The sequence below is a fragment of the Kitasatospora sp. NBC_00039 genome (genome assembly GCF_045160625.1).
Classification (GTDB): domain Bacteria; phylum Actinomycetota; class Actinomycetes; order Streptomycetales; family Streptomycetaceae; genus Kitasatospora.
In genome coordinates, this window is record NZ_CP108289.1 from 5,788,851 (window position 1) to 5,811,934 (window position 23,084).

The window sequence follows — 23,084 nt, forward strand, 5'->3', positions numbered from 1 at the left end:
GACTGAAAATAGGCGGTGCACAGGAGGGCGCACGTTGGTCGAACCGTGCGCCTCCCTGGCTTCATCCGGCCAGTGCCGGGGCGGCAGAGCGACGATCGGCGGCCCGCGTTACCGTCCAGGCGTGGACAACATCAGCCGGCTCGAACAGGCCAACGACAACGCCGCCGCATTCTGGCTCGCCCAAGCCCGTGCGCACGGGTGGCAGCAGCTCATAGACCCCCGGTTCACCGCCGTCCGCTGCGACCGTTCGCCGGACGACGCCCACCGCATTGTGATCACCCGCCCCTACGGCGATTCCGCACCGCTCGAAGACGAGTTGGCGGCCCTCCTGCGCGAGTGGTCCACCGTCCGGCTCACCCTGGAAGACCCTTACGGCCGCCTGGACATGGCGCGCCACGGCTGCGGCCACGGCCGGGGCATGGCCGTGATGGTCCGCGAACCCGGTCCGCTCGACGCACCCCTGCCCAGCTCGCTCCCACGCTCCGGCGACCAGGGCGGCGGCCCTCTGACGGTCGATGAGGTGCTGGACGCCGACGGCTTCGCCGAGGTCGAGCACGCGGTGGTCGAGGGCTTCCCGATCGAGGCCCACCAGCCCTGGACCCGGGGCGGGATGCTGCCCGCGGAACTCCTCCGGGAGCCGGGCCTGCGGGCCTGGCTCGGCCGCATCGACGGTGCACCGGCCGGCGCCTGCCTCACCTACGACGACGGCCGGGCCACCGGTGTGTACTGGGTTGCGACGCTCCCCGACCACCGCTCTCGCGGCGTGGCGCGCGCCGTTCTGGAGACCGCCCTGGCCGCCGCGCATCCCGACCGCCCGGCCACCCTGGTCGCCACCCAACTCGGCGAACCGCTGTACCGCAAGCTCGGCTTCATCGAGTGGGGCCGCACCCACTGGTGGACGCTCACCGACCCCTCGGACGCGTAGCGACTCCGCGGCCGACGGGCCGACGGGCCGACGGGCCGGCGGGCCGGCGGGGTGGTGTGAGGCGGGGGTTGGGGGCGGGGGTGCGACGGGTCGGCAGCTCGACGGCCGGCACGTTGACGGGCCGGTGGGCCGGTCAGGCGGCCGGTCGGCCGGTCCGGCCTGGTGGCGAGCTGCGCTCCCGCGGTTGCCGGCCAGAGCCCCGGCCACGGAGGTCCCGGGTCACGGCGAGACCGCCGCGGCTTCCACCGCAGGCACGGCCGGACGCGGGCCGAACCACGCCTGCGGCTTGACGAACCTCGTCCGAGTAGGGTGGCCGGAGGTGGCGTGCCCGGAGGCGGGGAGTTCGGCGGCCGCTTGGACAGTGGCGGCGTCGACGGTCGTGGCAGGGGCGCCGGTCGCGATCGGGCGGTCGGGATGGAGTCCGGACCGGTCCGAACGCGTTCCCGACGGGTCCGAACGCGTTCCCGACGGGTCCGCCGTCCCCGACCGGTCCGCGATGCCGGGCAGCCCGGTGCCGGCGGAGTAACCGTCGTCGGTGACCGCAAAGTCGGTGACCGCAAATTCGCCGGAACGGTTTCGGACACCGACCTCCGCCGTCGCGCCCGGAGCGCCGCCGTCCGGTCCGTGCACGGGAACAGGCGCGCGCGGGCCGTCCGGGGCGGACGGCGGGAACTGTGCGCCGGACCGCGCGCCGGGCGGCGCCGCCACAGTCCCGTTCCGGGACCAGAGGCTCCCCGGTGCCGCGCCCCCGGCCCTTCGACGGTCCGCCCCGCCCGCCCGGATTCCCGGCCGCGGCCCCGGCGCGCTGCGCGCGGACAGGACCAGCCCGACGGCCTCCGGCAGGCCGGCCGCCTTGAGCGTCGGCCGGTAGCCCGGCTCGGCCCAGGGGCGGCCGTGGTGCAGCCAGACGCTGCGCAGCCCCGCCAGCTCCGCCCCCGCGATGTCGGCGGGGGCGTGGTCCCCGATCATCCAGGTCTCCGCGGCCCAGTTGCCGGTGGGCGCGATGCCGCAGCGCTGCGCGGCGATCTCGAAGATCAGCGGGTCCGGCTTGATGCAGTCCGCCTCCTCCGAGATGACCCAGCCGTCGACCATCGGACCGAGCCCGGTCCGGCGGATCTTCTCCAGCTGGGGCCGGGTGCCGCCGTTGCTCACGATGCCGAGCGTCCACCCGGCCGCGCGCGCGGCCTGCAGCGCTTCGACGTGCCTGGAAGGGCATTGGATATGGGAGTTGATGCCACGTCGGTAGTGCGCGAGCAGGAATTCGAGGGAGTCGTCCAACCCGTAGCGGCGCTGCGTGGCGGACAGTACGGTGCTGCGCGGCACGTAACCGCCGCCGTCGATGGTGACGAGCCAGTCGAGGTCGCCGGGCGGCAGCCCTCGTTCGGCCAGAAAATCCTGAGCCCAGGCCCGGAAAGCGGCATCCCTGGGGAGCAGCGTGTTGTCGAGGTCGAGCAGGAGCAGGGGCATGCCGAGCATGGTGCCAGCGGTCGCGCGTATGCACTTGGCAAATGCCAGACGCCGTCGCGAACCCGTGCGAATTGGCTGGAACGGATGCCGGCGCCGCCGGAGCGCCGGCGGGTCAACCCCATCTTGGGAACAGCGGCCAGTGACGGGTGGCAACCGATCGTTGTCGATCCATGACAGTCCGGTCACGGTGTCCCGGTGGCCTGTTGCGTCGCCCGGTCCGCTCAGTCAAGCTCCAGAGAACCTCCCGTTGCCAGAGGGGGCGCAATCGTTCGCGGGCGGGGGCGCACTGCGGCCTGGGGGCGCATCCTCCGTTAGCGGGAACAATGGCGGTCGGAGGCTTCGCCGCTGTGCTGAGGCTCCCGCTCGTCGTACTCTGAAAGGAAATAGGTCACAAACGGTGGTGCTCGGCGCAGACCGACGTCGTCCCGTGGGCGGCCCTGCTGTCTGGGCAGCGTTGTCCTCTCCTGTCGGCCCATCTCCCTCGAAGAGCCTTGAGCCATGGCTGGTATTGAGTCCTCCCGACCGGTTGAGCCGGACGTTGTCCGTGGCATGGGCGCAGCGGCCGGTGGAGTCGGTGGTGACGGCCGTGTCGGCGGTGGTCCGGGGGGAGAACCGGTCGCCGGGGACGATCGGGCTCTCTCCCGCATTGTTCGCAACATCGCGCGCCGGGGTCGCCCCGGCTCCCGCCAGCGACGGGACCAGCACCGGGCCGACTCTGCGGAGTCGGCGGTGACGGGCCGGCTGGGTCCGGGTGCCGAGCACCCGGGGCCCCTGGGCCTGCCCAGTGAGCCGGGCGTGCCGGAGCTCCAGGAGACGCCGGTCCGTTCCTGTGATCCCGCGTTCCAGCACGGTGTGGTGGTGGGTTTCGACGGCTCCCTGTCGAGCGAGCGCGCCCTCGCCTACGCGGTGGGCATGGCCCGTCGCTCACAGTGCGGTCTGGTGATCGTGCATGTTGCCAACCGCCTGCCCGCCACGGTCTGGGCCGGCTGTGAACCTCCCGTCTTCGTCGACCTCCCCGACCATCGGACCGAGGTCCTCGGTCTGGAGCTTGCCTGTGCGGACTTCCTCGCCGGCGTCCCATGGATCCTGGTCGAGCGGGGTGGCGACATCTGCCATGAGATCGAGGAGGTCGGCCGCGAGTACGCCGCCGACGCCATCGTGGTCGGCAGTACCCACGGCCTGCTCGGCAAGATCTTCGGCTCGGTCTCCGGCCGGCTGGCCCGGCGTGCCAACCGCCCGGTGATCGTGATCCCCTGACGGCCCGACGTGCGGCCCGCCAGTCTCGCGCGGCCGTCGGTCTCGCGCGGCTTGTGTGGCCTGTGTCGCCTGTGCAGCCCGGTGCGCCGCGTAGGCGCGTGGGCGCGTGGGCCGCTCCGATTCTCCGACGGACCCGGAATCGGCCGAGGTAGGGGTCGGCAGCCCGGGCAGCCGGAGAATCGGAGAACTAGCCTCTTCAGGATGGGAACGGCGTCAGGAGGGAATGCCCAACTCCCGGGCGATGAGCATGCGCTGGACCTCGGACGTGCCCTCCCCGATTTCGAGAATCTTGCAGTCGCGCCAGAAACGTGCGACCGGGAATTCGTTCATGAAGCCGTACCCACCATGGATCTGGGTCGCCTCGCGGGCGTTGTCGACGGCGGCCTCGGACGAGTACAGCTTGGCGATCGCGGCCTCCTTCTTGAACTTTTCGCCGTGCAGCAGCCGGGAGGCGGCGTCCCGCCAGGCCAGGCGGGAAGTGTGGGCGCGCATCTCCATGTCGGCGAGCTTGAACTGGATGGCCTGGTTGGCGCCGATCGGCCGGCCGAAGGCGCGGCGCGTACCGGCGTAGGCGACGGACTGGTCGACGCACCCCTGGGCCAGGCCGGTGCCCAGGGCTGCGATCGCGATGCGGCCCTCGTCGAGGATCCGCAGGAACTGGGCGTAGCCGCGGCCACGCTCGCCCAGCAGGTTGGCCGCGGGGACGCGGCAGTCGGTAAAGGACAGTTCGCGGGTGTCGGATGCGTTCCACCCGACCTTCGAGTACTTCTTCGACACCTGGAACCCCGGGGTTCCGGTAGGCACGATGATGGAAGAGATTTCGCGCTGCGGCGAGGAGAATTCGCCCTCTTCACTCGAACGAGCGAGCGGTTCGGTGAGGGCGGTGACGGTGACCAGGCCGGTGATCTCGGTGCCGGAGTTGGTGATGAAGCACTTGGTGCCGTTGATGACCCACTCGTCGGTGGCCTCGTCGTACCGCGCCGTGGTGCGGGTCGCGCCGGCGTCGGAGCCGCCCTCGGGCTCGGTCAGGCCGAACGCCCCGAGCATCTCGCCGGAGGTCAGCCGGGGCAGCCACTCGCGCTTCTGCTCCTCGGTCCCGAACCGGTAGATCGGCATCGCGCCGAGCGAGACCGCGGCCTCCAGGGTGATCGCGACCGAGGAATCGACCCGGGCGAGCTCCTCCAGGGCGAGGCAGAGCGCGAAGTAGTCGCCGCCCATGCCCCCGTACTCCTCGGAGAACGGCAGGCCGAAGAGGCCCATCCGCCCCATCTCCCGGACGATCTCGTAGGGGAACTCGCCCTGCTCGTAGAACTCGCCGATCTTCGGCGCGACGACGTCCTGGGCGAACTCGGCGACCGTGCGCCGCAGTTCCTCGTACTCGCTGTTCAGCCGGTGATCGAGCATGGTGATCCTCCTGTGGCCCCGGCCGGTTGGCCGCGGGCGTGATCGGGATGACCGCGCGCCGGTCGGATGGTGTGACCGGCGTACGGAGCGCGGAGAGAGAAGGGGTGGTGCGGGGCGGGCGCCGGCCGGGCAAGGCTCCGGCCGGCGCCGGACCGTCGCGGGGACAACGGAAGTCGCAGAGGGGCGCGTGGAGTTACGAGGGGGCGCTGGGAGCCGGGCCGCCGGCGCGTCAGCCCCGGTTCGCGCCGAGCAGTGCCTGGACGGTGCGGGACGGGCTGGGGCGGCCGAGCCGCTCGGCCATCCAGCCACTGGTGGCGACCAGGGCGCGGAGGTCGACGCCGGTCCGGATGCCGAGGCCGTGCAGCATCCACACCAGGTCCTCGGTGGCCAGGTTGCCGGTGGCGCTCTTGGCGTAGGGGCAACCGCCGAGGCCGCCCGCCGAGGCGTCGACCGTGGTGACGCCGCTGCGGAGCGCGGCGAGCGTGTTGCTGAGCGCCTGGCCGTAGGTGTCGTGGAAGTGCACCGCGAGCCTGCCGACCGGCACGCCGGCCTTGGCGAAGCCGTCCAGCAGCGCCGTGACCTGGCCCGGGGTGGCCACCCCGATGGTGTCGCCGAGGCTCAGCTCGGTGCAGCCCATCTCCAGCAGCCGCACGCCGAAGCCGACGACCTGATCGGCGGGCACGGGGCCCTCCCACGGGTCGCCGAAGCACATCGAGAGGTAGCCGCGCACCCGGACCCCGTCCGCCGTGGCCCGTTCCACCACCGGCCGGAACATCGCCATCGCCTCGTCCGCCGAGCGGTTGAGGTTGCGGCGGGCGAAGGTCTCGGTGGCGCTGGCGAACACCGCGATGTCGGCGGCGTGGTGGGCGAGCGCGCGGTCCAGCCCGCGCTCGTTGGGCACCAGTACCGGCAGGCGCAGCCCAGGGTGACGCTCCGGCAGTCCGGCGAGCCGGGGCACCAACTCCTCGGCGTCGGCGAGCTGGGGTACCCATTTCGGGTGAACGAAGCTGGTCGTCTCGACGGTGCGCAGCCCGGCGGCCGCGAGCCGGGCGATGAACTCGGCCTTGACCTCGACGGGGACGAGTGCGCTCTCGTTCTGCAGTCCGTCGCGCGGTCCGACCTCGTGGATCCGGACCTCCGCGGGCAGGCCCGGGGAGCGGACGGGGTCCGGCAGGCCCAGGTCGAGCGCGTCGGGCTCGTGCGCGGGGGAGGCGGCGGTGCTCATGACCGCACCTCGGCGGCGACCGCGCCGAGCGCCCCGCCGGCCGCCCCGCCGTCGGCCGACCCGTCCGCCGGGCCGTCCTCGGCCGGGGCCACCACGACCAGCAGCTCCTCCATCGCCACGGTGGCCCCGGCGGCGACCCGCAGCTCGCTCACGGTGCCGTCGTGCGGGGCGGCGATCACGTGTTCCATCTTCATGGCCTCCAGGACGAGCAGGGGTTGGCCCCGGCGGACCTGTTCGCCGAGCGTGGTCTTCACGACCGTGACGGTGCCGGGCATCGGGGCGGTGAGGCCGCCGTGATGGGCGGCGCCGACGGCGGTGCTCTCGCCGACGGGGTCGTAGGCGTGCACCGGCCACGCATCGCCGTCGATCCCGAGCCAGGTGACCGGGCCGCCGAGGGGCCCGCCGGGCCGGCCCGGAGCGTCGTCGGTGGTCAGGGCGAAGGTCGTCTGCAGGCCGTCGACGGTGAGGTGCAGGCGGTCGCCGGTCCGCACGGCCCGGGCGCGGTGGGCCGGTCCGGAGCCGAGTCGGATGTCCACCTCGGGAGTGACGCCCGGGGGAATGTCAGTGCCCTCGGCTACGTTGCTCGCAGTGATCGGGCGGATGCGCACCGACACCGGGTCCTGGCCGGGGGCGCGGAGTCGGTGGGTGGTCCAGGCGGCTTCGCCGCCCAGGCGCCACCCGGAGGGAAGGGAGAAGGGGTCGGTCCAGCCGCCGCCGTCGGTGGCGGGGGTGAGGTCCAGCTGCCGCGCCAGTGCGGCCGCGTAGTAGAGGAGGTGGGTGGGTGTCGGAGCTTCGGCGGGCCGGGAGCCGGTGATGTCCGCGGTCTCCGCCGGGTGGGCGGCGGGGGAGTCGGGGCCCGCAGGCGAGTAGGGCGAGGCGAGCAGAGCGGGTTGCTGCTGGGCCGTCTGTTCCACCAGTCCGGTGTCGAGTCGGCCTGCGGTGACCTCGGGGTGTGCGAGCAGTCGCCGCAGGAAGCCGGTGTTGGTGGTCACGCCGAGGATCCGGGTGTCGGCCAGCGCGGCACGGAGGCGGCGCAGCGCGGTCGGGCGGTCGGGCCCGTACGCGATGACCTTGGCGAGCATGGGGTCGTAGGCGCTGGTGATGACGGTGCCTGCGGTGACACCGGAGTCCACCCGGATGCCTTCGCCCTGCGGCTCGTCCAGGACCAGGATGCGTCCGCCGGTGGGCAGGAAGTCGCGCTCCGGGTCCTCGGCACAGATACGGGCCTCGATGGCGTGGCCCAGGAAGGAGATGTCCGGCTGGGAGAAGCTGAGGCTTTCGCCCGAGGCGATCCGCACCTGCCACTCGACCAGGTCCAGTCGCCCGGTCTGGGCGGCGGCCGGTCCGGCGGCCGGGGTGGTGACGGCGACGGCGAGTTCGGTGACGGGGTGCTCCACCTGGAGACGGGTGTTCATCTCCATGAAGAAGAAGTCCCGTACCCCCTCGGCGGGGGCGGGGGAGTCCGGGGCGATGCCGGGGACGATGAACTCCACGGTGCCGGCCCCGGTGTAGCCGCAGGACTCCGCGGCGCGGACGGCCGCGGCGCCCATCGCGGCGCGGGTCTCGGCATTGAGCAGAACGGAGGGTGCCTCTTCGATCAGCTTCTGGTGGCGGCGCTGCAGACTGCACTCGCGCTCGCCGAGGTGGACGGTGGTGCCGTGGGCGTCGGCCAGCACCTGCACCTCGATGTGGCGGGGCCGGTCGATCCAGCGCTCCAGCAGGAGCGTGTCGTCGCCGAAGGCGGTCCGGGCGACCCGCCGTGCGGCGGCGATCTCGGTCGGCAGATCGGCGGGGTCCCGCACGAGGCGCATGCCCTTGCCGCCGCCGCCGGCGGACGGCTTGAGCAGCACCGGGTAGCCGATCTCCTCGGCGGCCGCGACGAGTTCCCCGTCGGTGGGCGCGGTCGCCCGGCTGCCCGGGACGACCGGCACGCCGGCGGCGCGGACGGCCTCCTTGGCGTTGATCTTGTCGCCCATCAGCTCGACCGCGGAGGGAGGAGGTCCGATGAAGGCCAGGCCGGCGTCGGCGCAGGCGCGGGCGAAGGCGGCGTTCTCGGCGAGGAAGCCGTAGCCGGGGTGGACGGCCTGGGCGCCGGTGCGGCGGGCGGCGGCGAGGATCTGGTCGGTCCGCAGGTAGGTCTCGGCGGCGGAGCTGTCGCTGCGGTCGGCCGGTCCGAGCCGGACGGCGGTGTCGGCCTCGCGGACGTGGGGTGCGTCGGCGTCCGCGTCGCTGAACACGGCGACGGAGCGCACGCCGAGCCGCCGCAGGGTGCGGATCACCCGGACGGCGATCTCACCGCGGTTGGCGACCAGAACTGTGTCGAACATGGGAGGCGTTCCTCCGGGTCGAGGGGAGCCGTACGAAGGAGGTGGTGGAACGGGACGGCGGCGCGGGGGCGGCCGGCGCCGGGCGCGGTCACGTCCGGCGCAGGCCTGCCGCCGGCGCGCGGAAGCCACGCCCGGCGGGGCTACATGCGGAAGACGCCGTACGGGCCCGGCTGCGGGAGCGGGGCGTTGGCGCAGGCGGTGAGCGCCAGCCCGAGGACGGTGCGGGTGTCCATCGGGTCGATCACCCCGTCGTCCCAGAGGCGCGCGGTGGCGTAGTAGGCGTTGCCCTGGCGCTCGTACTGTTCGCGGACCGGGCGCTTGAACTCGTCCTCCGCCTCGGCCGGCCACTCTTCGCCGTGCGCCTCCAGCTGGTCACGGCGGACGGTGGCCAGCACGGATGCCGCTTGCTCGCCGCCCATCACCGAGATCTTGGCGCCCGGCCACATCCAGAGGAAGCGGGGTGAGTAGGCCCGTCCGCACATCGAGTAGTTGCCGGCTCCGTACGAGCCGCCGACCACCACGGTCAGCTTCGGGACGCGGGTGCAGGCGACGGCGTTGACCATCTTGGCGCCGTGCTTGGCGATGCCGCCCGCCTCGTACTGCCGGCCGACCATGAACCCGGTGATGTTCTGGAGGAAGAGGAGGGGGATGCCCCGCTGATCGCACAACTCGATGAAGTGGGCGCCCTTGAGCGCGGACTCGGCGAAGAGCACGCCGTTGTTGGCGACGATGCCGACCTGGTGGCCGTGGATCCGGGCGAACCCGGTCACCAGGGTCGCGCCGTACTCGGCCTTGAACTCGGCGAAGCGGCTGCCGTCGACGAGCCGGGCGATCACCTCGCGCACGTCGTACGGCGTGCGCGGGTCGACCGGGACGGCCCCGTACAGGCCGGCCGGGTCGACGGCGGGCGGCTCGGCCGGGGCGAGCGGCCACGGCCGGGGTGCGCGCGGGCCGAGCCCGGCGACGATGGTGCGGACGATGGAGAGGGCGTGGGCGTCGTCCTCGGCCAGGTGGTCCGTCACCCCGGAGGTGCGGGAGTGGAGGTCACCGCCGCCCAGTTCCTCGGCGGTGACCACCTCACCGGTGGCGGCCTTCACCAGCGGCGGCCCGCCGAGGAAGATCGTGCCCTGGTTGCGGACGATGACGGCCTGGTCGCTCATCGCCGGGACGTACGCGCCGCCCGCCGTGCAGGAGCCGAGCACGGCGGCGATCTGCGGGATCCCGGCGGCCGAGAGCCTGGCCTGGTTGTAGAAGATCCGGCCGAAGTGGTCGCGGTCCGGGAAGACCTCGTCCTGCATCGGGAGGAAGGCGCCGCCGGAGTCGACCAGATAGATGCAGGGGAGGCGGTTCTCCAGCGCGACCTCCTGGGCGCGCAGGTGCTTCTTGACCGTCATCGGGTAGTACGTGCCGCCCTTGACGGTGGCGTCGTTGGCGACGACGACCACCTCGCGCCCCGCGACCCGGCCGATGCCCGCGATCACGCCGGCTGCCGGTGCGGCCCCGTCGTACATCCCGTCGGCCGCCAGCGGGGCCAGTTCGAGGAAGGGGGAGGCGGGGTCGAGAAGGGTGTCGACGCGGTCGCGTGGAAGCAGCTTTCCGCGCGCGGTGTGCCGGGCCCGGGCCTTGGCCCCGCCGCCGAGGGCGGCCGCGCCGAGCTTCTCACGCAGTTCGGCGACAAGCGCACGGTGTGCCTCGGTGTTGGCCCGGAAGGCCTCCGAGCCCGGGTCGACGGCGGTGCCGAGCCGGGGTGCGGGAGCGGCGGCTCCCGGGGCGACGGATCCGGAGGCCGTACCGGACGGCGAGCCGCCCGCGCCTGCCGCGGCTCCGCCTGCCGCGCTGCCGTTGACGCCGGTGGGTACACCGGCGGTGGAAATGACCATTCCCAAGAGCTCCCTTGCCCTCGGCACCAGGTGGGCAGCAGGGCCGGATGAGCCCGCGACCCCCACGTTAATGAGCGTTAACTCGTGCGGCCCAGGTTAACGGCCGATAACCCCACTGTCTACGATGGGCAGCATGCCGAACGTCCCAGCCGCCTCCGCGCTCCCACGCCGTGACCAGATCCGCAAGGAGGCTGCCCGGCTGTTCGCCGCGCGTGGCTTCCTGGGCGTGGGGGTCGACGAGATCGGCAAGGCGGTCGGCATCAGCGGGCCGGGGCTCTACCGGCACTTCGCCGGCAAGGACGCGATGCTCGCCGACCTGCTGATCGGCATCAGCGAGCGTCTCCTGGAGGAGGGCCGCCGCCGGGCGGGCGGGGGCGACGGCGCGGCCGCCGCGCTCGATGCGCTGATCGGCGGGCATGTCGACTTCGCGCTCGACGACCGGGACCTCATCACCCTGCACGACCGTGAGCTGCTGAACCTCAAGGAGGAGGACCGCCGGACCGTCCGCCGGCTCCAGCGCGGCTACGTCGAGCTGTGGGTGGATGTCGTCCGGCAGGCCTACCCGCCGTTGGCCGGACCGGACGCCGAGCCGGTTGCGCGGGCCGCCGTGCACGCCGTCTTCGGTCTGATCAACTCGACCCCGCACAGCGCCGGCCCCAACCCCGCCCAGGGCGACCGGGCCGCACTGCAGCGTGACGGCATGGCCGCCCTGCTCCACAGCCTGGCGCACGGCGCCTTCTCCGCGGCGGCCGACGCCGCGGCGCGCAGCTGAATCGGCCGGCGCCCCCGGCCTGGCCCGCCCGTTCATGTCCCGGCGCCCCCCTTCCCGGCGCCCCTGCGCCTACTCCGGCGCTCCTGCCCCGGCCCCCCGGTCGCCGGGCATCCGGTGCGCTGCCTCGTGGTGCGCTGCGACAGGCGGCCTAGGTCCAAAGGAGGGCGGCCCGCTGCGCCGGTGGAGGGTGGGCGTTCGGCGCGCCATCGTCCACCCTGGTAGCAGGGCGCGGGCCGACGGCCGGCCGGGAATCACCGCTGGCTGCGGGCTGTTGGCCCCTCAGCCGGGCCGGACGCCCGGCGTGCTCTGGCCGGATAAACCATGGCGGCCACTCGACGGAATGGTTAGCATCCCTAAATATGCCTGAGACTCACGGATCTACGGTGGAGCTTTCCCCGAGCGGCCCCCGAACCGGCACCCGGGGTGCGCCGAACGGTGCCGACGGCACGCGGAGCAGCGACAGCGAGCAGAGCGCCGGCGGCAACCAGAGCGCCGGCGGCGGCAGCCCGAGTGGGGCCGAGGCCCCCGACGGCAGCGGTCAGGGCTGGCTGCGGCGGCTGGTCGGCTACTGCTGGCGCTCGCGCCGCAGCCTTCTGCTGGCCTTCGGGGCGTCGCTCGTCGGCATGGCCGTCACCGCGCTGGTCCCGCTGGTCACCAAGCTGATCATCGACGACGTCATCACCCAGCACACCCGTTCGCTGGCCCCGTGGGCCGTGGCGCTGCTGGCGGCGGCCGCCCTGGTGTTCGCCTGTACCCAGGTGCGTCGCTACTACGGCGGTCAGCTCGCCCTCGACGTCCAGCACCACATGCGCAGCGACCTCTTCCGCTCGCTCGGGCGGCTCGACGGGCACCGGCAGGACCGGCTGGACACCGGCCAGGTGGTCGGCCGTGCCACCTCCGACCTTCAGTTGATCAACGGCCTGCTCTCGATGCTGCCGATGATGACCGGCTACCTGCTGATGTTCGTGATGTCGCTGGCCGTGATGCTCTGGCTCTCACCGCCGCTCACACTGGTCGCGCTGGTCATGGGCCCGGCCCTCTGGTGGGTCTCGGTCCTGAGCCGCAAGCGGCTGTTCCCGTCCACCTGGGCGGCGCAGCAGGAGGCGGCGGCTGTCGCGGGCGTGGTCGACGAGGCGATCGGCGGCGTCCGGGTGGTCAAGGGCTTCGGCCAGGAGGCCCAGGAGCTGGGCAAGCTGGAGGCGGCCTCGCGGAACCTCTTCGCGGCCCGGCTGCGCTCGATCCGGCTCAACAGCCGCTACAACCCGGCGATGCAGGCGATCCCGGCGCTGGCCCAGGTCGCGGTGCTGGCGTTCGGCGGCTGGCTGGCGGTCGACGGCCAGGTCTCGCTCGGCACCTTCGTCGCCTTCTCCACCTACGTGGCGCAGATGACCGGTCCGGTCCGGATGCTGACCATGGTCATCACGGTGGGTCAGCAGGCCCGCGCGGGCGTGGAGCGGGTGCTCCAGCTGATCGACGAGCGCCCGCTGGTGCAGGAGCGCCCGGACGCGGTCGCCCTCGACCTCACCGCCGCCCACCTCTCCGCCGGGCACGCGGCCTCGGCCGCCGGCACCGTTTCCCCCGCTGCCGAGATCACGACGGCCACCCCGGCCATCGCGGCCGCCGGGACCCCGACGGCCGCCGAGCGCACGACGGCCATCGGGACGGCGACGGCCCCCGAGACCACAGCGGCCACAGGTACCGCCGAAACCGCCGCGCACGGCGGACCGCAGCGCACCGTCGGCCCGCGCACGCCGGACACGGCGCTGGAGTTCGACCAGGTCGAGTTCCGCTACGACCCCGAGCACCCGGCACCCGTCCTGCACGGCCTCAGCCTGAAGCTGGCCCCCGGCGAGACGCTGGCCCTGGTCGGCGCCTCCGGCTCGGGCAAGTCGACGGTGGCCCAGTTGGTGCCCCGCTTCTACGACCCGGCGGCCGGAGCGGTCCGCCTCTACGGCCACGACCTGCGCGATCTCACCCTCGACTCGGTCCGGGCGGCCGTCGGCATCGTCCCCGAGGAGAGCTTCCTCTTCTCCGAGACGGTCCGCACCAACATCGCGTACGGGCGGCCCGAGGCCACCGACGAGCAGGTCGTGGCGGCGGCCCGCGCGGCGCAGGCGGACGAGTTCGTCCGGGAGCTGCCCAACGGCTATGAGACCAAGGTCGGAGAGCAGGGCCTCACGCTCTCCGGCGGCCAGCGCCAGCGCATCGCCCTGGCCCGGGCCATCCTCACCGACCCGAGCATCCTGCTGCTGGACGACGCCACCTCGGCGGTCGACCCGCAGATCGAGGCGGAGATCCACGACGCCCTCCGCTCGGTCATGACCGGCCGTACCACCCTGCTGATCGCCCACCGCCGCTCCACCCTCCAACTGGCCGACCGGATCGCCGTGCTGGACCACGGCCGGCTGCTGGACATCGGAACGCACGAGGAACTCGACGTCCGATGTCCCCAGTACCGGGTCCTGATCTCCGACCCCGAGGCCGGCAGGACCAAGCCCCCGGCCACCCTCGAATCACCGGCCCAGGCGCTCACCGGACCGCTCGCCGAGAACCCCCCGGCCGAGGGCACCACCACCGAGCCCGCCGACTCGCAGCACGCCGACCCCACCAAGCTCACCAAGCTCACTGACCCCACCGGGCCAAGCGAGCCCACCGCGGACACCGCGGACACCCCCGCGGCGCAGCCCCTCCCCGAGCTGCCGACCCCGGCCCTGGCCAAGGCGGCCCGCGCCGCCGACCCGGACCTCCTGGCCCAGGTCGCCGCCCTCCCGCCGGCCACCGACAACCCGGCGATCTCCCGGGCCGAGGCCGAGGCGGGCGACCCCGACTTCTCCCTCCGCCGCCTGCTGCGCCCGTTCCGCGGCCCGCTCGCCCTCGCCCTTCTGCTGGTCGCCCTGGACGCGGGCGCCGGCCTGGTGCTGCCGATCCTGATCCGGCACGGCATCGACGACGGCGTGAGCAAGGCCCTGATGTCGGGCGTCGCCGTCGCCGCCCTGACCGCGCTGGCGATCGTCCTGCTGGACTGGCTGGTGCAGGGCGCCGAGAACCGGGTCAGCGGCCGCACCGGCGAGCGCGTGCTCTACACGCTCCGCCTCAAGATCTTCGCCCACCTCAACCGGCTCGGCCTGGACTACTACGAGCGCGAGCTGTCCGGCCGGATCATGACCCGGATGACCACCGACCTGGACTCGCTGACCTCCTTCCTGCAGACCGGCGTGGTCACGGCCGTGGTCAGCCTGCTCACCTTCCTCGGCATCTTCGGCGCCCTGCTGGTCATCGATGCCGGCCTGGCCCTCGTGGTCTTCGCCGTGCTGCCGCTGCTGGTGGTCGCGACACTGGTCTTCCGCAAGAAGTCCAAGACGCAGTACGAGATCTCCCGCGACCTGATCAGCACGGTCAACGCCGACCTCCAGGAGAACGTCGCCGGCATGCGGATCGTCCAGGCCTTCCGCCGGCTGGACGCCAACACCGACCGTTTCGTCGCCCGGGGCATCGCCTACCGCGAGGCCCGGGTCCGGGCGCAGCTCTACATCTCGCTGTACTTCCCGTTCGTGCAGTTCCTCTCCAGCGTCGCCGCCGCGCTGGTGCTGATCGTGGGCGCCTCGCGCGTCGAGGCCGGGACGCTCACCGTCGGCGCGCTGGTCGCCTACCTGCTCTACATCGACCTGTTCTTCGCGCCGGTCAACCAGCTCTCGCAGGTCTTCGACGGTTACCAGCAGGCCGCGGTGGGCCTGGGCCGGATCCGCGAGCTGCTGCGCACGCCGACCACCACCGCCGAGGCGGCCGATCCGGTGCCGGTGCAGAAGCGGCTCCGCGGCGACATCGACTTCGAGGACGTCAGCTTCGCCTACAACGGCGGCGCCGACGGGGCCCCGTCCGTGCTCACCGGCGTCAGCCTGCACATTCCCGCCGGCCAGACGGTGGCGCTGGTCGGCGAGACGGGGGCGGGCAAGTCGACCCTGGTCAAGCTGGTCGCCCGGTTCTACGACGCGACCGCCGGCACCGTCCGGGTGGACGGCGTCGACCTGACCCGGTACGACCTGGCGCGGTACCGCCACCGGCTCGGCGTGGTGCCGCAGGAGGCGTACCTGTTCGCGGGCACGGTGCGCGAGGCGATCGCGTACGGCCGGCCCTCGGCCTCGCCGGCCGAGGTGGAGGCGGCGGCCCGGGCGGTGGGCGCGCACGAGATGATCGTCCGGCTGTCGGGCGGCTACGACCACGAGGTCACCGGGCGGGGGCGGAACCTCTCCGCCGGGCAGCGCCAGCTGATCGCGCTGGCCAGGGCCGAACTGGTCGATCCGGACATCCTGCTCCTGGACGAGGCCACCGCCGCGCTCGACCTCGCCACCGAGGCGGCCGTCAACCACGCCTCGGACCGGCTCAGCGGGGGCCGCACCACGCTGGTCATCGCCCACCGCCTCACCACCGCCGAACGCGCCGACCGTGTCGTGGTCCTGGACCACGGCAAGGTGGTCGAGGACGGCACGCACGCCGAACTCGTCGCACAGGGCGGCGTTTACGCGCGGCTCTGGCAGGCGTTCATCGCCGACGGCCACCCGGCGCCGGAACCAGTGGCCCAGCGGCCGCTGAGGCTGCACGGGCGCTGAGGCTACGCGCGCTGGGGCTGCGTGCGTCGGGACTGCACAGGCGTTCAGGCTGAACGCGCGCTGGGGCTGCCGAACGGGTCACGCCGCGAGCAACGAGGAGAGCAGCCCGGAGGCGTCGATCCCGCGCGGCAGGTCGCTGACCTGTCCGTCGCCCACCTCGACCACCCGCCAGCCGGAGCCGTCGGCCCGGCTGGCGAGGTCGGTGGTGACGAAGCGGCAGCCGAGGGCCCGGACCAGCGGCCGGACCCCGGTGAGATCGGGTTCGGCGGTCTGCCCGGGCGCGTCCGGGTGCGGTCCGACCAGTACGGGATCACCGTCCAGCCACCACACCCGGGCCTCCATCGGCCGTTCCCCGGTCCCGCCGCGCCCCGGCGCATCCGAAGACCCGCCCGAAGGTCTACCCGAACGCCCTGCCCCCAGTCCGTCGCCCAGTCCGTCGCCAGGCCCGTCCACCGGCGCGTCCACCGGCGCGTCCACCGGCGCGTCCCCCGGCTCCGCCACCGCTCCGGTGCCGCCCCCGCCCCCGGCCCGCGCGAACTCCTCGTAGCGGCGCAGCACCACACCGCCCGCCAGGTACTCGCCCTGCAGCTCGACGAAGCGCGCCACCACCCGCCCGACGGCGGCCAGGTCGGAGAGCTCCGGGAGGTAGCAGGCCTCGTGCCACTCGTGCTTGCGGGACTTCACGTAGTCCTTGACGATCGCAGGCCCGCGCCCGCCCAGCCGGGCGACGGCGGCCGCCAGCTGCTCGGGACCGGGCCGGCCCGCCGCCGGCGCCAGCGGGATCCAGGTGCTCGGCGGTGTCGCACCCTCGAACACGGCGTACCAGCCGGGCAGTTCGTGTGCCGAGGCGTAACCGGGAGCGCTGGTCAGCAGGTTGGCGCCGCGGTCGGCCAGGGCGCGGGCGAAGGAGGCGTAATCGGCGGAGGGGATCATCCAACCCCGGTACCAGAGCGGGCCGGCGTCCCTCGGCACCCGGCGTACCGCCTCCGCGACGTCGCCGGTGAGCAGCGCGTCGTGGTCGACCAGGTGCTGCTCACCGCCCAACTCCCGCAGCGTCCGGGCCTCCCAGGCGAAGTGCGGGTCGGGCCGGCGCGGGTTGAGCGGGTCGGCCGGGAAGAGGATCGCTGGTGCGGGCATGGGCGTCAGAGTACGGCCACCGGACGTTCGCGTCGCCGCCAACACCCCTTCGCCCCGCGGCCGGTGCGGCACCGATGACCCCCGACTCCACATCGGCAGGCCGCACTCAGCGCTCGCCGCCAAGCCCGCCCTCCATCCGCTCGACGCCCCGGCACCGGCCCTGCGAGAGTGATCCGATGCGAAATCTGCTGCGTCGTGCGAGGCGGACCCCCAGACAAGCGGCCCGGACGGTGGTGCTGGACGGGAGTGGTTCCGTCTTCCTGCTCCGCTCGGACAACAGCGAGGTCGGTGTGCACTGGACGATGCCCGGCGGCGGCATCGAGGCGGGTGAGACACCGTGGGCCGGCGCCCGTCGCGAGCTCTGGGAGGAGACCGGCTGGACGGACCTCGAACCCGGGCCGCTGCTCTGCACCTGGGAGCACGACTTCACCTGGCACGGCACGCCCGTCCGCCAGCACGAGCACATCTATCTCACCAGCGGGCCGCACCGGGGCCCGGTCGGCGACGTCAGCGCGGTGCACGCCGTCGACCGGATCCTCGACTGGCGCTGGTGGACCCAGGCCGAGCTGGCCGACGAGGACGCCGACGCCCTCTGGCCGCCCAGGCTCCCGGAGTTGCTGGCCGATGTCCGCGACGGCTGGCTCACCGACCGACGCGAACCGGTGCCCGTCCACCTGGGCTACATCCCGAACGCCCCGGCCCCGGCCGCCTGACCGCCGATACCGCACCGCACGGGCCCCGCACCACGGGCGGACCCCGCACCACGCCGAGGCCACAGGGCGCCGAAGGCGCACCAGGGCAGAACCCGCCGCACACCGGACCCTTCGGTACGTCGGACCCGCGGTGCGTTCACGCCGGCCCAGTGGACGGCCGGCCCGGATCCTGGAGCGGCGCCCGCCCGCCGCGCCGGCCCGGCCGGGCAGCCTGGCCGGATTGCCAGCCGTGGAGGTCCAGCTCCCGGTCGTGCAACGCACCCGGGTTGATCAGCACCGACAGCTGCGCCCCGGCCAGCTGGTCGACGGCGAGGCCGGTGGCCTCCAACAGGTGCTCGGTCGGCACCGAGACGGCGATGGCGGGCCGCCACGCGGGCAGCACCACCAGGGCGGTGCCGCGGCCGATCCGCACCAGCCCGGCCGTCACCCGGACCGGCTGCCGTTCCTCGGGGCGGCCGGCGACCTCGGGGAGGTTCGGGCTGCCGCCGATCAGGATGCCGAGCGGCGTCTCGGCCGCCGTGGTCACGACTCCCACCGCGGCCGTGGTTCCGACCGAAGCCGTGGTTCCGACCGAGGCCACGGCGCCGCCGGCGGGCGCGGCTCCGATCACGGGTGCGGCCGGGGCGGGCTCGACCACCAGGACGGCCGCAGACACCGCCGGAGCCGCCGCCCCACGCTTCTCCGCGACCGCGACCGCGGCCGCGACCTCGCCGGCCGACGCCACCTCGGGGTGCATCCGGCGCAGCCGCCGCGAGGGTGAGGGCCGCCTGGCCAGGGCGGTCCGCGAGTCCTCCTGCACGGCCCTCAGAACGGGCACGTCCTGGTCCGCCGTCGCCGGCACCGGCGGCTGGAGCCGTATGAGGCTCCCGTCGGAGGCCTGGGCAGACCCCTCCGCGCCGTCGCCGGCTCGCGGCCGGGGAACGGCGTCGCCCCGAGCACAGCCGGCCGCCACGGACTCCGACGCCGCCACCGCGATCGAGCAGACGGCAGCGGCCGGGGCGGACGGGGCAGCGGCGGAGGCGGACAGGTCGGCGGACGGGGCGACGGACAGGTCGGCGGACAGGTCGGCGGAGAGTCGGCGGGCGCCGGACACGTCGCCCACGGGAAGGCCGGGGGAGGGCAGGCCGGCTGACGGTGAGTCGGAAGCGGTCGAGGTCTGGTCGAGCGTGGTCATCGGCACGAGCCCTTCGGGGTACGGTCCCGACGATCCTCCCGCACCCCGTGATCAGCTCCAAGCCGCTTTCCGCCGGGTGTGGGCGACGACACCCGTCCGCCGTTCCCCGAGGCGGTCGCAGCCGCGGCCCGCCGCCACCCGCCGCCTCACCACCGCTCCGCCGTCCGCCTCAGGCACCCGGTGCGACGAAGTTCTTCAGGTCGGCCAGGACGGCGTTGGCGGCGGTGACGCCGAGTCCGAGGAACCAGGTCTCGTCCGAAACCGGCCGGGCCTGACCGGAGGTGACCGCGCCGAGGGTCTTCCAGAGCGGCCCGTCGAGCACGGCGTCCTGGTTGGTGGAGCTGGGCGTGCCGTAGACGCCGTAGAAGACCCAGTCGGCGTCGGCCTTGTCGATCTGCTCCGGACTGATCTCGACGGCCAGCTCCTTGACCTGCTCGATCCTGGGCAGCCTGCGCGACCTCGTCCTCCGGGGCGTCGCCCCGCTCCTCGGCGGCGTGCTGCTCAGCGCCGTCTTCCTGCAGACCCTCACCGACGCCTGGGACCCGGAGTACGGCATCGGCTCGGTCTTCGTCATCGGCGTCGGCATCCTGCTGCTCGGCGGCGTCCTGATGACCTGGTACGGCGCGCACCGGCCGGAGTTCTTCCGCGGCGAGACGCTCCGCAAGGACACGCCGGCCCTCGTCGTGGAGGACTGACGGGTATCCTCGGCGCATGAAGCGCTTCGCAGGTCTCACCTGGTGGCCGTCCTAGGACGGCCACCAGTCACGCCTGACCAGGGTCGTCCGGATGGACGGCCCTGTTGCGTTTCCCCACGGGACGGGCCCGAGCCCCGGACGGCCGCCACCACCGCCGTACCGAGGAGAAACCCCATGACCGCTCTCGTCTCCGCTGCCGCCGGTCCCACCGTGGCTGCCGCCGTCGATCCGACCGCCGCTCCCGCCGCCGACCTGGACGAGCGCATCCGCCGGGACCCGGGCGCCCACCGCGTCCTCACCGGCGACCGCCCCACCGGCCCGCTCCACCTCGGCCACTACTTCGGCACCCTGCAGAACCGGGTCCGCCTCCAGCGCCTCGGCGTCGAGATGTTCGTCGTCGTCGCCGACTACCAGGTCATCACCGACCGCGACCTCGCCGACCGACTCGCCGAGCACACCGAGAACGTCGTCCTCGACAACCTCGCCGCCGGCCTCGACCCCGAGCGGGCGACGATCTTCACCCACAGCGCCGTGCCCGCCCTCAACCAGCTGCTGCTGCCCTTCCTCAGCCTGGTCAGCGTCGCCGAGCTGAGCCGCAACCCCACCGTCAAGGACGAGACCGCCCACTCGGGCCAGGCCGCGGTGAACGGTCTGATGTTCACCTACCCCGTCCACCAGGCTGCCGACATCCTCTTCTGCAAGGCTGACGTCGTCCCCGTCGGCCAGGACCAGCTGCCCCACCTCGAAGTCGCCCGGACCGTCGCCCGCCGTTTCGACGAGCGCTACCCGCACCCGGACGGCTCCGGCGTCTTCCCCCGCCCCGAGGCGCTCCTCTCCGCCGCCCCGCTGCTGCTCGGCACCGACGGCGGCAAGATGAGCAAGAGCCGCGGCAACGCCGTCTCGCTCTGCGCCGACGAGGACGCCACCGCCCAGCTGATCAAGGGCGCCAAGACCGACACCGAGCGCCGGATCACCTACGACCCGGCCGCCCGCCCCGAGGTCTCCAGCCTCGTCCTGCTCGCCGCGCTCTGCCAGGACCGCGCGCCGGAAGCGGTCGCCGAGGAGATCGGCGACGGCGGCGGCGCCGCGCTCAAGCGCACGGTGACCGAGGCCGTCAACGAACACCTCCGCCCGCTCCGCGCCCGCCGCGCCGAACTCGCCACCGACCGCGGCTACGTCCGGCAGGTGCTGCGGGCGGGTGCCGAACGGGCCAACGCCGTCGCTGACGCCACCCTTGCCGAGGTCAGGGCGGTGATGGGGTCGATCTGAAGCCTGCGGGGCATATCTTGTCTGGTCGGCGCCGCACGGACGTCGCCGACCGGACACGAATCACCTCTTCCCGTAAGGAACCTGGCAATGGATCAGCGCACTCCCGCGCCCGCCCGAGGCCTGACCCGTCCGCCCCGCCTCCTCCCCGGAGACCGCATCGCCGTGGTCGCCCCCAGCAGCCCCATCGACCCCGAGCGGCTCACCGCCGGGTCCGCGATCCTGCGCTCCTGGGGACTGGAGGTCACGGTCGGCGACCACGTCCTCGACACCCACCCCGCCCTCGGCCACCTCGCAGGCACCGACGCCGACCGGGCCGCCGACCTCCAGTCCGCCTGGCTCGACCCCGCCGTCGACGCCGTCATATGCGCCCGCGGCGGCTACGGCGTGCACCGCATGGTCGACCTGCTCGACTGGGACGCCATGCGCGCCGTACCGCCCAAGGTGCTGATCGGTTTCAGCGACGTGAGCTCGCTGCACGAGGCCTTCGCCCAGCGGCTCGGCATCGCCACGCTGTACGGGCCGATGAGCGCGGGCGCCTCCTTCATCGAGGACGGCCCGACCGCCGAACACCTGCGCCGCACCCTCTTCGACCCCGAGGCCACCACGGTCCTCACCTCGGCCACCGCCGAGACCCTCGTCCCGGGCCGCGCCCGCGGCATCACGGCGGGCGGCTGCGTCCACGTCATCACCGCCGAGCGCGGCACACCGTCTGCCCGGCCCTCCTACGCCGGCACCATCCTCGTCCTGGAGGACGTCAACGAGCACCCGTACCAGCTCGACCGCCTCATCACCCAGCTCCTGCGCTCCGGCGCGCTCGACGGCGTCGCCGGCGTCGCCCTCGGCTCCTGGGAGGGCTGCGGCCGGCCCGAGCGGGTCAGGGAGGTCATGCTCGACCGGCTCGGCCCGCTCGGCATACCCGTGATCTGGGAGCTGGGTTTCGGCCACAGCCCCTCGACCCTGACCGTCCCGCTCGGCGTCCCAGCCCTCCTCGACGCCGACGCCGGCACGCTCACCCTGGAGACCCCGGCACTCGCCCCGCGGGGGTGACGGCACGAGGAACCGGTCAGGAGGGCACTCCTTCTCAGTAGGGTGCGCGCATGAACGAGGACACCCTCACCGCCTCCGATCTCGCGGCGCTCGCCCTCGGTCTCCTTCGGGGCCCCGGCAGCAACGCCCGCACCATCCTCGGACTTGCCGGCCCGCCCGGGGCCGGCAAGTCCACCCTTGCCCGGCACCTGGTGGCCGAGGTCGAACGCCGTGAAGGCCCCGGCAGCGCCGCCTACCTCCCGCTCGACGGCTTCCACCTCTCCGCCGCCCAGCTCGACCGCGTGGGCCTGGGCCACCGCAAGGGCGCACCCGCCACGTTCGACACCCACGGCTACGTCGCCCTGCTGCGCCGGGTCGCGTCGGACCGTTTCCAGGACATCTACGTCCCCGACTTCGACCGCGAGCTCGACGAACCCGTCGCCGCCAGTCACGTCGTCCCCCCGCACGCCCGGCTCGTCATCACCGAGGGCAACTACCTCGCCGCCGCCGAACACCCCTGGCCGGACGCCCGCCGCCTGCTGCGCGAGCTCTGGTACGTGGACGCCGACGACGCCGTGCGCGAGGAGCGCCTGATCCGCCGCCACCTCGCCGGCGGCCGCGACGAGGCCGCGGCCCGGCACTGGGTCACCACCAACGATCACCCCAACGGCGAGTACGTGAAGGCCGGCCGCTCGCTCTGCACCCGGATCGTCCGGGCCAACGGTTTGCCTCCCGCCCCAGATGGGCGTAGTGTTCTCTAGTCGCTCGGCAGGGAGCACCGGACACGCATCGGCGCGGACGGTCCCGGGGCGGCCAATCCCTAGAGACACCACTTCCCGGTTCGGGCTGGGTCGCGTATTGCCGTTTTCGGCGACGTGGCTCGGGTCTTATTCGGCGTGCCCGTTTATATGGATTGCGGCCGGATTCGCCTTTCGAGGCGGGGGTGGGCTAGAGTTTGGAACGTCGGACGGGGCGTCAAGCCGCGTAAGACACCAGCGAGTTGGATGAATGAAGCGCCGGAAACGGAGCGGAAAACGTCTGGTAAGCTGGAAACACGAAAGAACGAAGCGCCCGGAGGGCCCGCTGGAAGGCGGTCCGAAGGAAGTGTCCGTTCCTTGAGAACTCAACAGCGTGCCAAAAGTCAACGCCAGATATGTTGACATCCCCGGCCTCGGACTTGTTCCGGGGTTGGAGATTCCTTTTGAA

Annotated in this window: 17 protein-coding genes; 9 read left to right on the forward strand and 8 right to left on the reverse strand. The window is 73.3% G+C overall.

Annotated features, from left to right (window positions below; translation table 11 throughout):
- Positions 1 to 121 precede the first annotated feature (121 nt).
- A complete protein-coding gene (locus OG286_RS25805) occupies positions 122 to 925 on the forward strand; it encodes a GNAT family N-acetyltransferase (protein WP_396322620.1) in 804 nt (267 codons plus the stop codon).
- A 219-nt stretch (positions 926 to 1,144) separates the two neighbouring features.
- Here the strand turns inward: OG286_RS25805 and OG286_RS25810 are convergent, their stop codons facing one another.
- Positions 1,145 to 2,578, reverse strand: coding sequence for an HAD-IA family hydrolase (locus tag OG286_RS25810; RefSeq protein ID WP_405365806.1), 1,434 nt, complete (start codon positions 2,576 to 2,578; stop codon positions 1,145 to 1,147).
- Positions 2,579 to 3,163: 585 nt separating this feature from the next.
- Between OG286_RS25810 and OG286_RS25815 the strand changes: the two genes are divergently transcribed.
- Positions 3,164 to 3,649 (forward strand): universal stress protein, encoded by a 486-nt coding sequence (locus OG286_RS25815; protein ID WP_396322786.1) that lies wholly within the window; start codon positions 3,164 to 3,166, stop codon positions 3,647 to 3,649.
- Positions 3,650 to 3,862: 213 nt separating this feature from the next.
- Here the strand turns inward: OG286_RS25815 and OG286_RS25820 are convergent, their stop codons facing one another.
- From OG286_RS25820 to OG286_RS25835, 4 genes are all read right to left on the reverse strand, one after another.
- A complete protein-coding gene (locus OG286_RS25820) occupies positions 3,863 to 5,053 on the reverse strand; it encodes an acyl-CoA dehydrogenase family protein (RefSeq protein WP_405359915.1) in 1,191 nt (396 codons plus the stop codon).
- Between the two features lie 229 nt (positions 5,054 to 5,282).
- Positions 5,283 to 6,278 carry a hydroxymethylglutaryl-CoA lyase gene (locus OG286_RS25825; protein WP_405359913.1) on the reverse strand — a complete coding sequence of 332 codons (996 nt, stop codon included), beginning with the start codon at positions 6,276 to 6,278 and terminating at the stop codon, positions 5,283 to 5,285.
- Positions 6,275 to 8,605 carry an acetyl/propionyl/methylcrotonyl-CoA carboxylase subunit alpha gene (locus OG286_RS25830; RefSeq protein WP_405359911.1) on the reverse strand — a complete coding sequence of 777 codons (2,331 nt, stop codon included), beginning with the start codon at positions 8,603 to 8,605 and terminating at the stop codon, positions 6,275 to 6,277. Before OG286_RS25830 ends, OG286_RS25825 begins: the two co-directional genes overlap by 4 nt.
- A gap of 140 nt (positions 8,606 to 8,745) precedes the next feature.
- Entirely contained in the window at positions 8,746 to 10,485 is a 1,740-nt protein-coding gene (locus tag OG286_RS25835) for a carboxyl transferase domain-containing protein (RefSeq protein WP_396322615.1), read from the reverse strand.
- Between the two features lie 133 nt (positions 10,486 to 10,618).
- On the opposite strand from OG286_RS25835, the gene OG286_RS25840 reads away from it, so the two are divergent.
- The gene (locus OG286_RS25840) at positions 10,619 to 11,257 is read left to right on the forward strand and encodes a TetR/AcrR family transcriptional regulator (RefSeq protein WP_396322614.1); all 639 of its coding nucleotides are present in this window, start codon (positions 10,619 to 10,621) and stop codon (positions 11,255 to 11,257) included.
- Positions 11,258 to 11,616: 359 nt separating this feature from the next.
- Complete coding sequence (locus OG286_RS25845; protein ID WP_396322613.1) at positions 11,617 to 15,864, forward strand: ABC transporter transmembrane domain-containing protein; 4,248 nt, start codon at positions 11,617 to 11,619, stop codon at positions 15,862 to 15,864.
- A gap of 78 nt (positions 15,865 to 15,942) precedes the next feature.
- Here OG286_RS25845 and OG286_RS25850 read toward each other — a convergent pair whose 3' ends face one another.
- Positions 15,943 to 17,001: an ATP-grasp domain-containing protein gene (locus OG286_RS25850; RefSeq protein WP_405359908.1), complete on the reverse strand. Its 1,059-nt coding sequence runs from the start codon at positions 16,999 to 17,001 to the stop codon at positions 15,943 to 15,945.
- Between the two features lie 176 nt (positions 17,002 to 17,177).
- On the opposite strand from OG286_RS25850, the gene OG286_RS25855 reads away from it, so the two are divergent.
- On the forward strand, positions 17,178 to 17,714 hold the full coding sequence (locus OG286_RS25855) for an NUDIX hydrolase (RefSeq protein ID WP_396322611.1): 537 nt from the start codon (positions 17,178 to 17,180) through the stop codon (positions 17,712 to 17,714).
- A 136-nt stretch (positions 17,715 to 17,850) separates the two neighbouring features.
- Here OG286_RS25855 and OG286_RS25860 read toward each other — a convergent pair whose 3' ends face one another.
- Both OG286_RS25860 and OG286_RS25865 read right to left on the reverse strand, forming a co-directional pair.
- Positions 17,851 to 18,888 carry a hypothetical protein gene (locus OG286_RS25860; protein WP_405359906.1) on the reverse strand — a complete coding sequence of 346 codons (1,038 nt, stop codon included), beginning with the start codon at positions 18,886 to 18,888 and terminating at the stop codon, positions 17,851 to 17,853.
- A gap of 169 nt (positions 18,889 to 19,057) precedes the next feature.
- Positions 19,058 to 19,417, reverse strand: coding sequence for a hypothetical protein (locus tag OG286_RS25865; protein WP_396322609.1), 360 nt, complete (start codon positions 19,415 to 19,417; stop codon positions 19,058 to 19,060).
- Here OG286_RS25865 and OG286_RS25870 point away from each other — a divergent pair.
- From OG286_RS25870 to OG286_RS25885, 4 genes are all read left to right on the forward strand, one after another.
- Complete coding sequence (locus OG286_RS25870) at positions 19,383 to 19,583, forward strand: hypothetical protein (RefSeq protein WP_396322608.1); 201 nt, start codon at positions 19,383 to 19,385, stop codon at positions 19,581 to 19,583. The genes OG286_RS25865 and OG286_RS25870 overlap by 35 nt on opposite strands.
- 174 nt (positions 19,584 to 19,757) lie before the next feature.
- Positions 19,758 to 20,852 (forward strand): tryptophan--tRNA ligase, encoded by a 1,095-nt coding sequence (trpS, locus tag OG286_RS25875; protein ID WP_396322607.1) that lies wholly within the window; start codon positions 19,758 to 19,760, stop codon positions 20,850 to 20,852.
- A gap of 87 nt (positions 20,853 to 20,939) precedes the next feature.
- Positions 20,940 to 21,899 (forward strand): LD-carboxypeptidase, encoded by a 960-nt coding sequence (locus OG286_RS25880; RefSeq protein WP_396322606.1) that lies wholly within the window; start codon positions 20,940 to 20,942, stop codon positions 21,897 to 21,899.
- A gap of 50 nt (positions 21,900 to 21,949) precedes the next feature.
- Positions 21,950 to 22,639 (forward strand): nucleoside/nucleotide kinase family protein, encoded by a 690-nt coding sequence (locus OG286_RS25885; RefSeq protein ID WP_405359903.1) that lies wholly within the window; start codon positions 21,950 to 21,952, stop codon positions 22,637 to 22,639.
- The last annotated feature ends 445 nt before the right edge of the window (positions 22,640 to 23,084 follow it).

Bases quoted from the DNA above. Each gene is read 5' to 3' on its own strand.
- OG286_RS25850 (WP_405359908.1), bottom strand. From the start codon at position 17,001: ATGCCCGCACCAGCGATCCTCTTCCCGGCCGACCCGCTCAACCCGCGC.
- OG286_RS25840 (WP_396322614.1), top strand. From the start codon at position 10,619: ATGCCGAACGTCCCAGCCGCCTCCGCGCTCCCACGCCGTGACCAGATC.
- OG286_RS25885 (WP_405359903.1), top strand. From the start codon at position 21,950: ATGAACGAGGACACCCTCACCGCCTCCGATCTCGCGGCGCTCGCCCTC.
- OG286_RS25835 (WP_396322615.1), bottom strand. From the start codon at position 10,485: ATGGTCATTTCCACCGCCGGTGTACCCACCGGCGTCAACGGCAGCGCG.
- OG286_RS25830 (WP_405359911.1), bottom strand. From the start codon at position 8,605: ATGTTCGACACAGTTCTGGTCGCCAACCGCGGTGAGATCGCCGTCCGG.
- OG286_RS25845 (WP_396322613.1), top strand. From the start codon at position 11,617: ATGCCTGAGACTCACGGATCTACGGTGGAGCTTTCCCCGAGCGGCCCC.
- OG286_RS25820 (WP_405359915.1), bottom strand. From the start codon at position 5,053: ATGCTCGATCACCGGCTGAACAGCGAGTACGAGGAACTGCGGCGCACG.
- OG286_RS25855 (WP_396322611.1), top strand. From the start codon at position 17,178: ATGCGAAATCTGCTGCGTCGTGCGAGGCGGACCCCCAGACAAGCGGCC.
- OG286_RS25860 (WP_405359906.1), bottom strand. From the start codon at position 18,888: ATGACCACGCTCGACCAGACCTCGACCGCTTCCGACTCACCGTCAGCC.
- trpS (WP_396322607.1), top strand. From the start codon at position 19,758: ATGACCGCTCTCGTCTCCGCTGCCGCCGGTCCCACCGTGGCTGCCGCC.
- OG286_RS25880 (WP_396322606.1), top strand. From the start codon at position 20,940: ATGGATCAGCGCACTCCCGCGCCCGCCCGAGGCCTGACCCGTCCGCCC.
- OG286_RS25825 (WP_405359913.1), bottom strand. From the start codon at position 6,278: ATGAGCACCGCCGCCTCCCCCGCGCACGAGCCCGACGCGCTCGACCTG.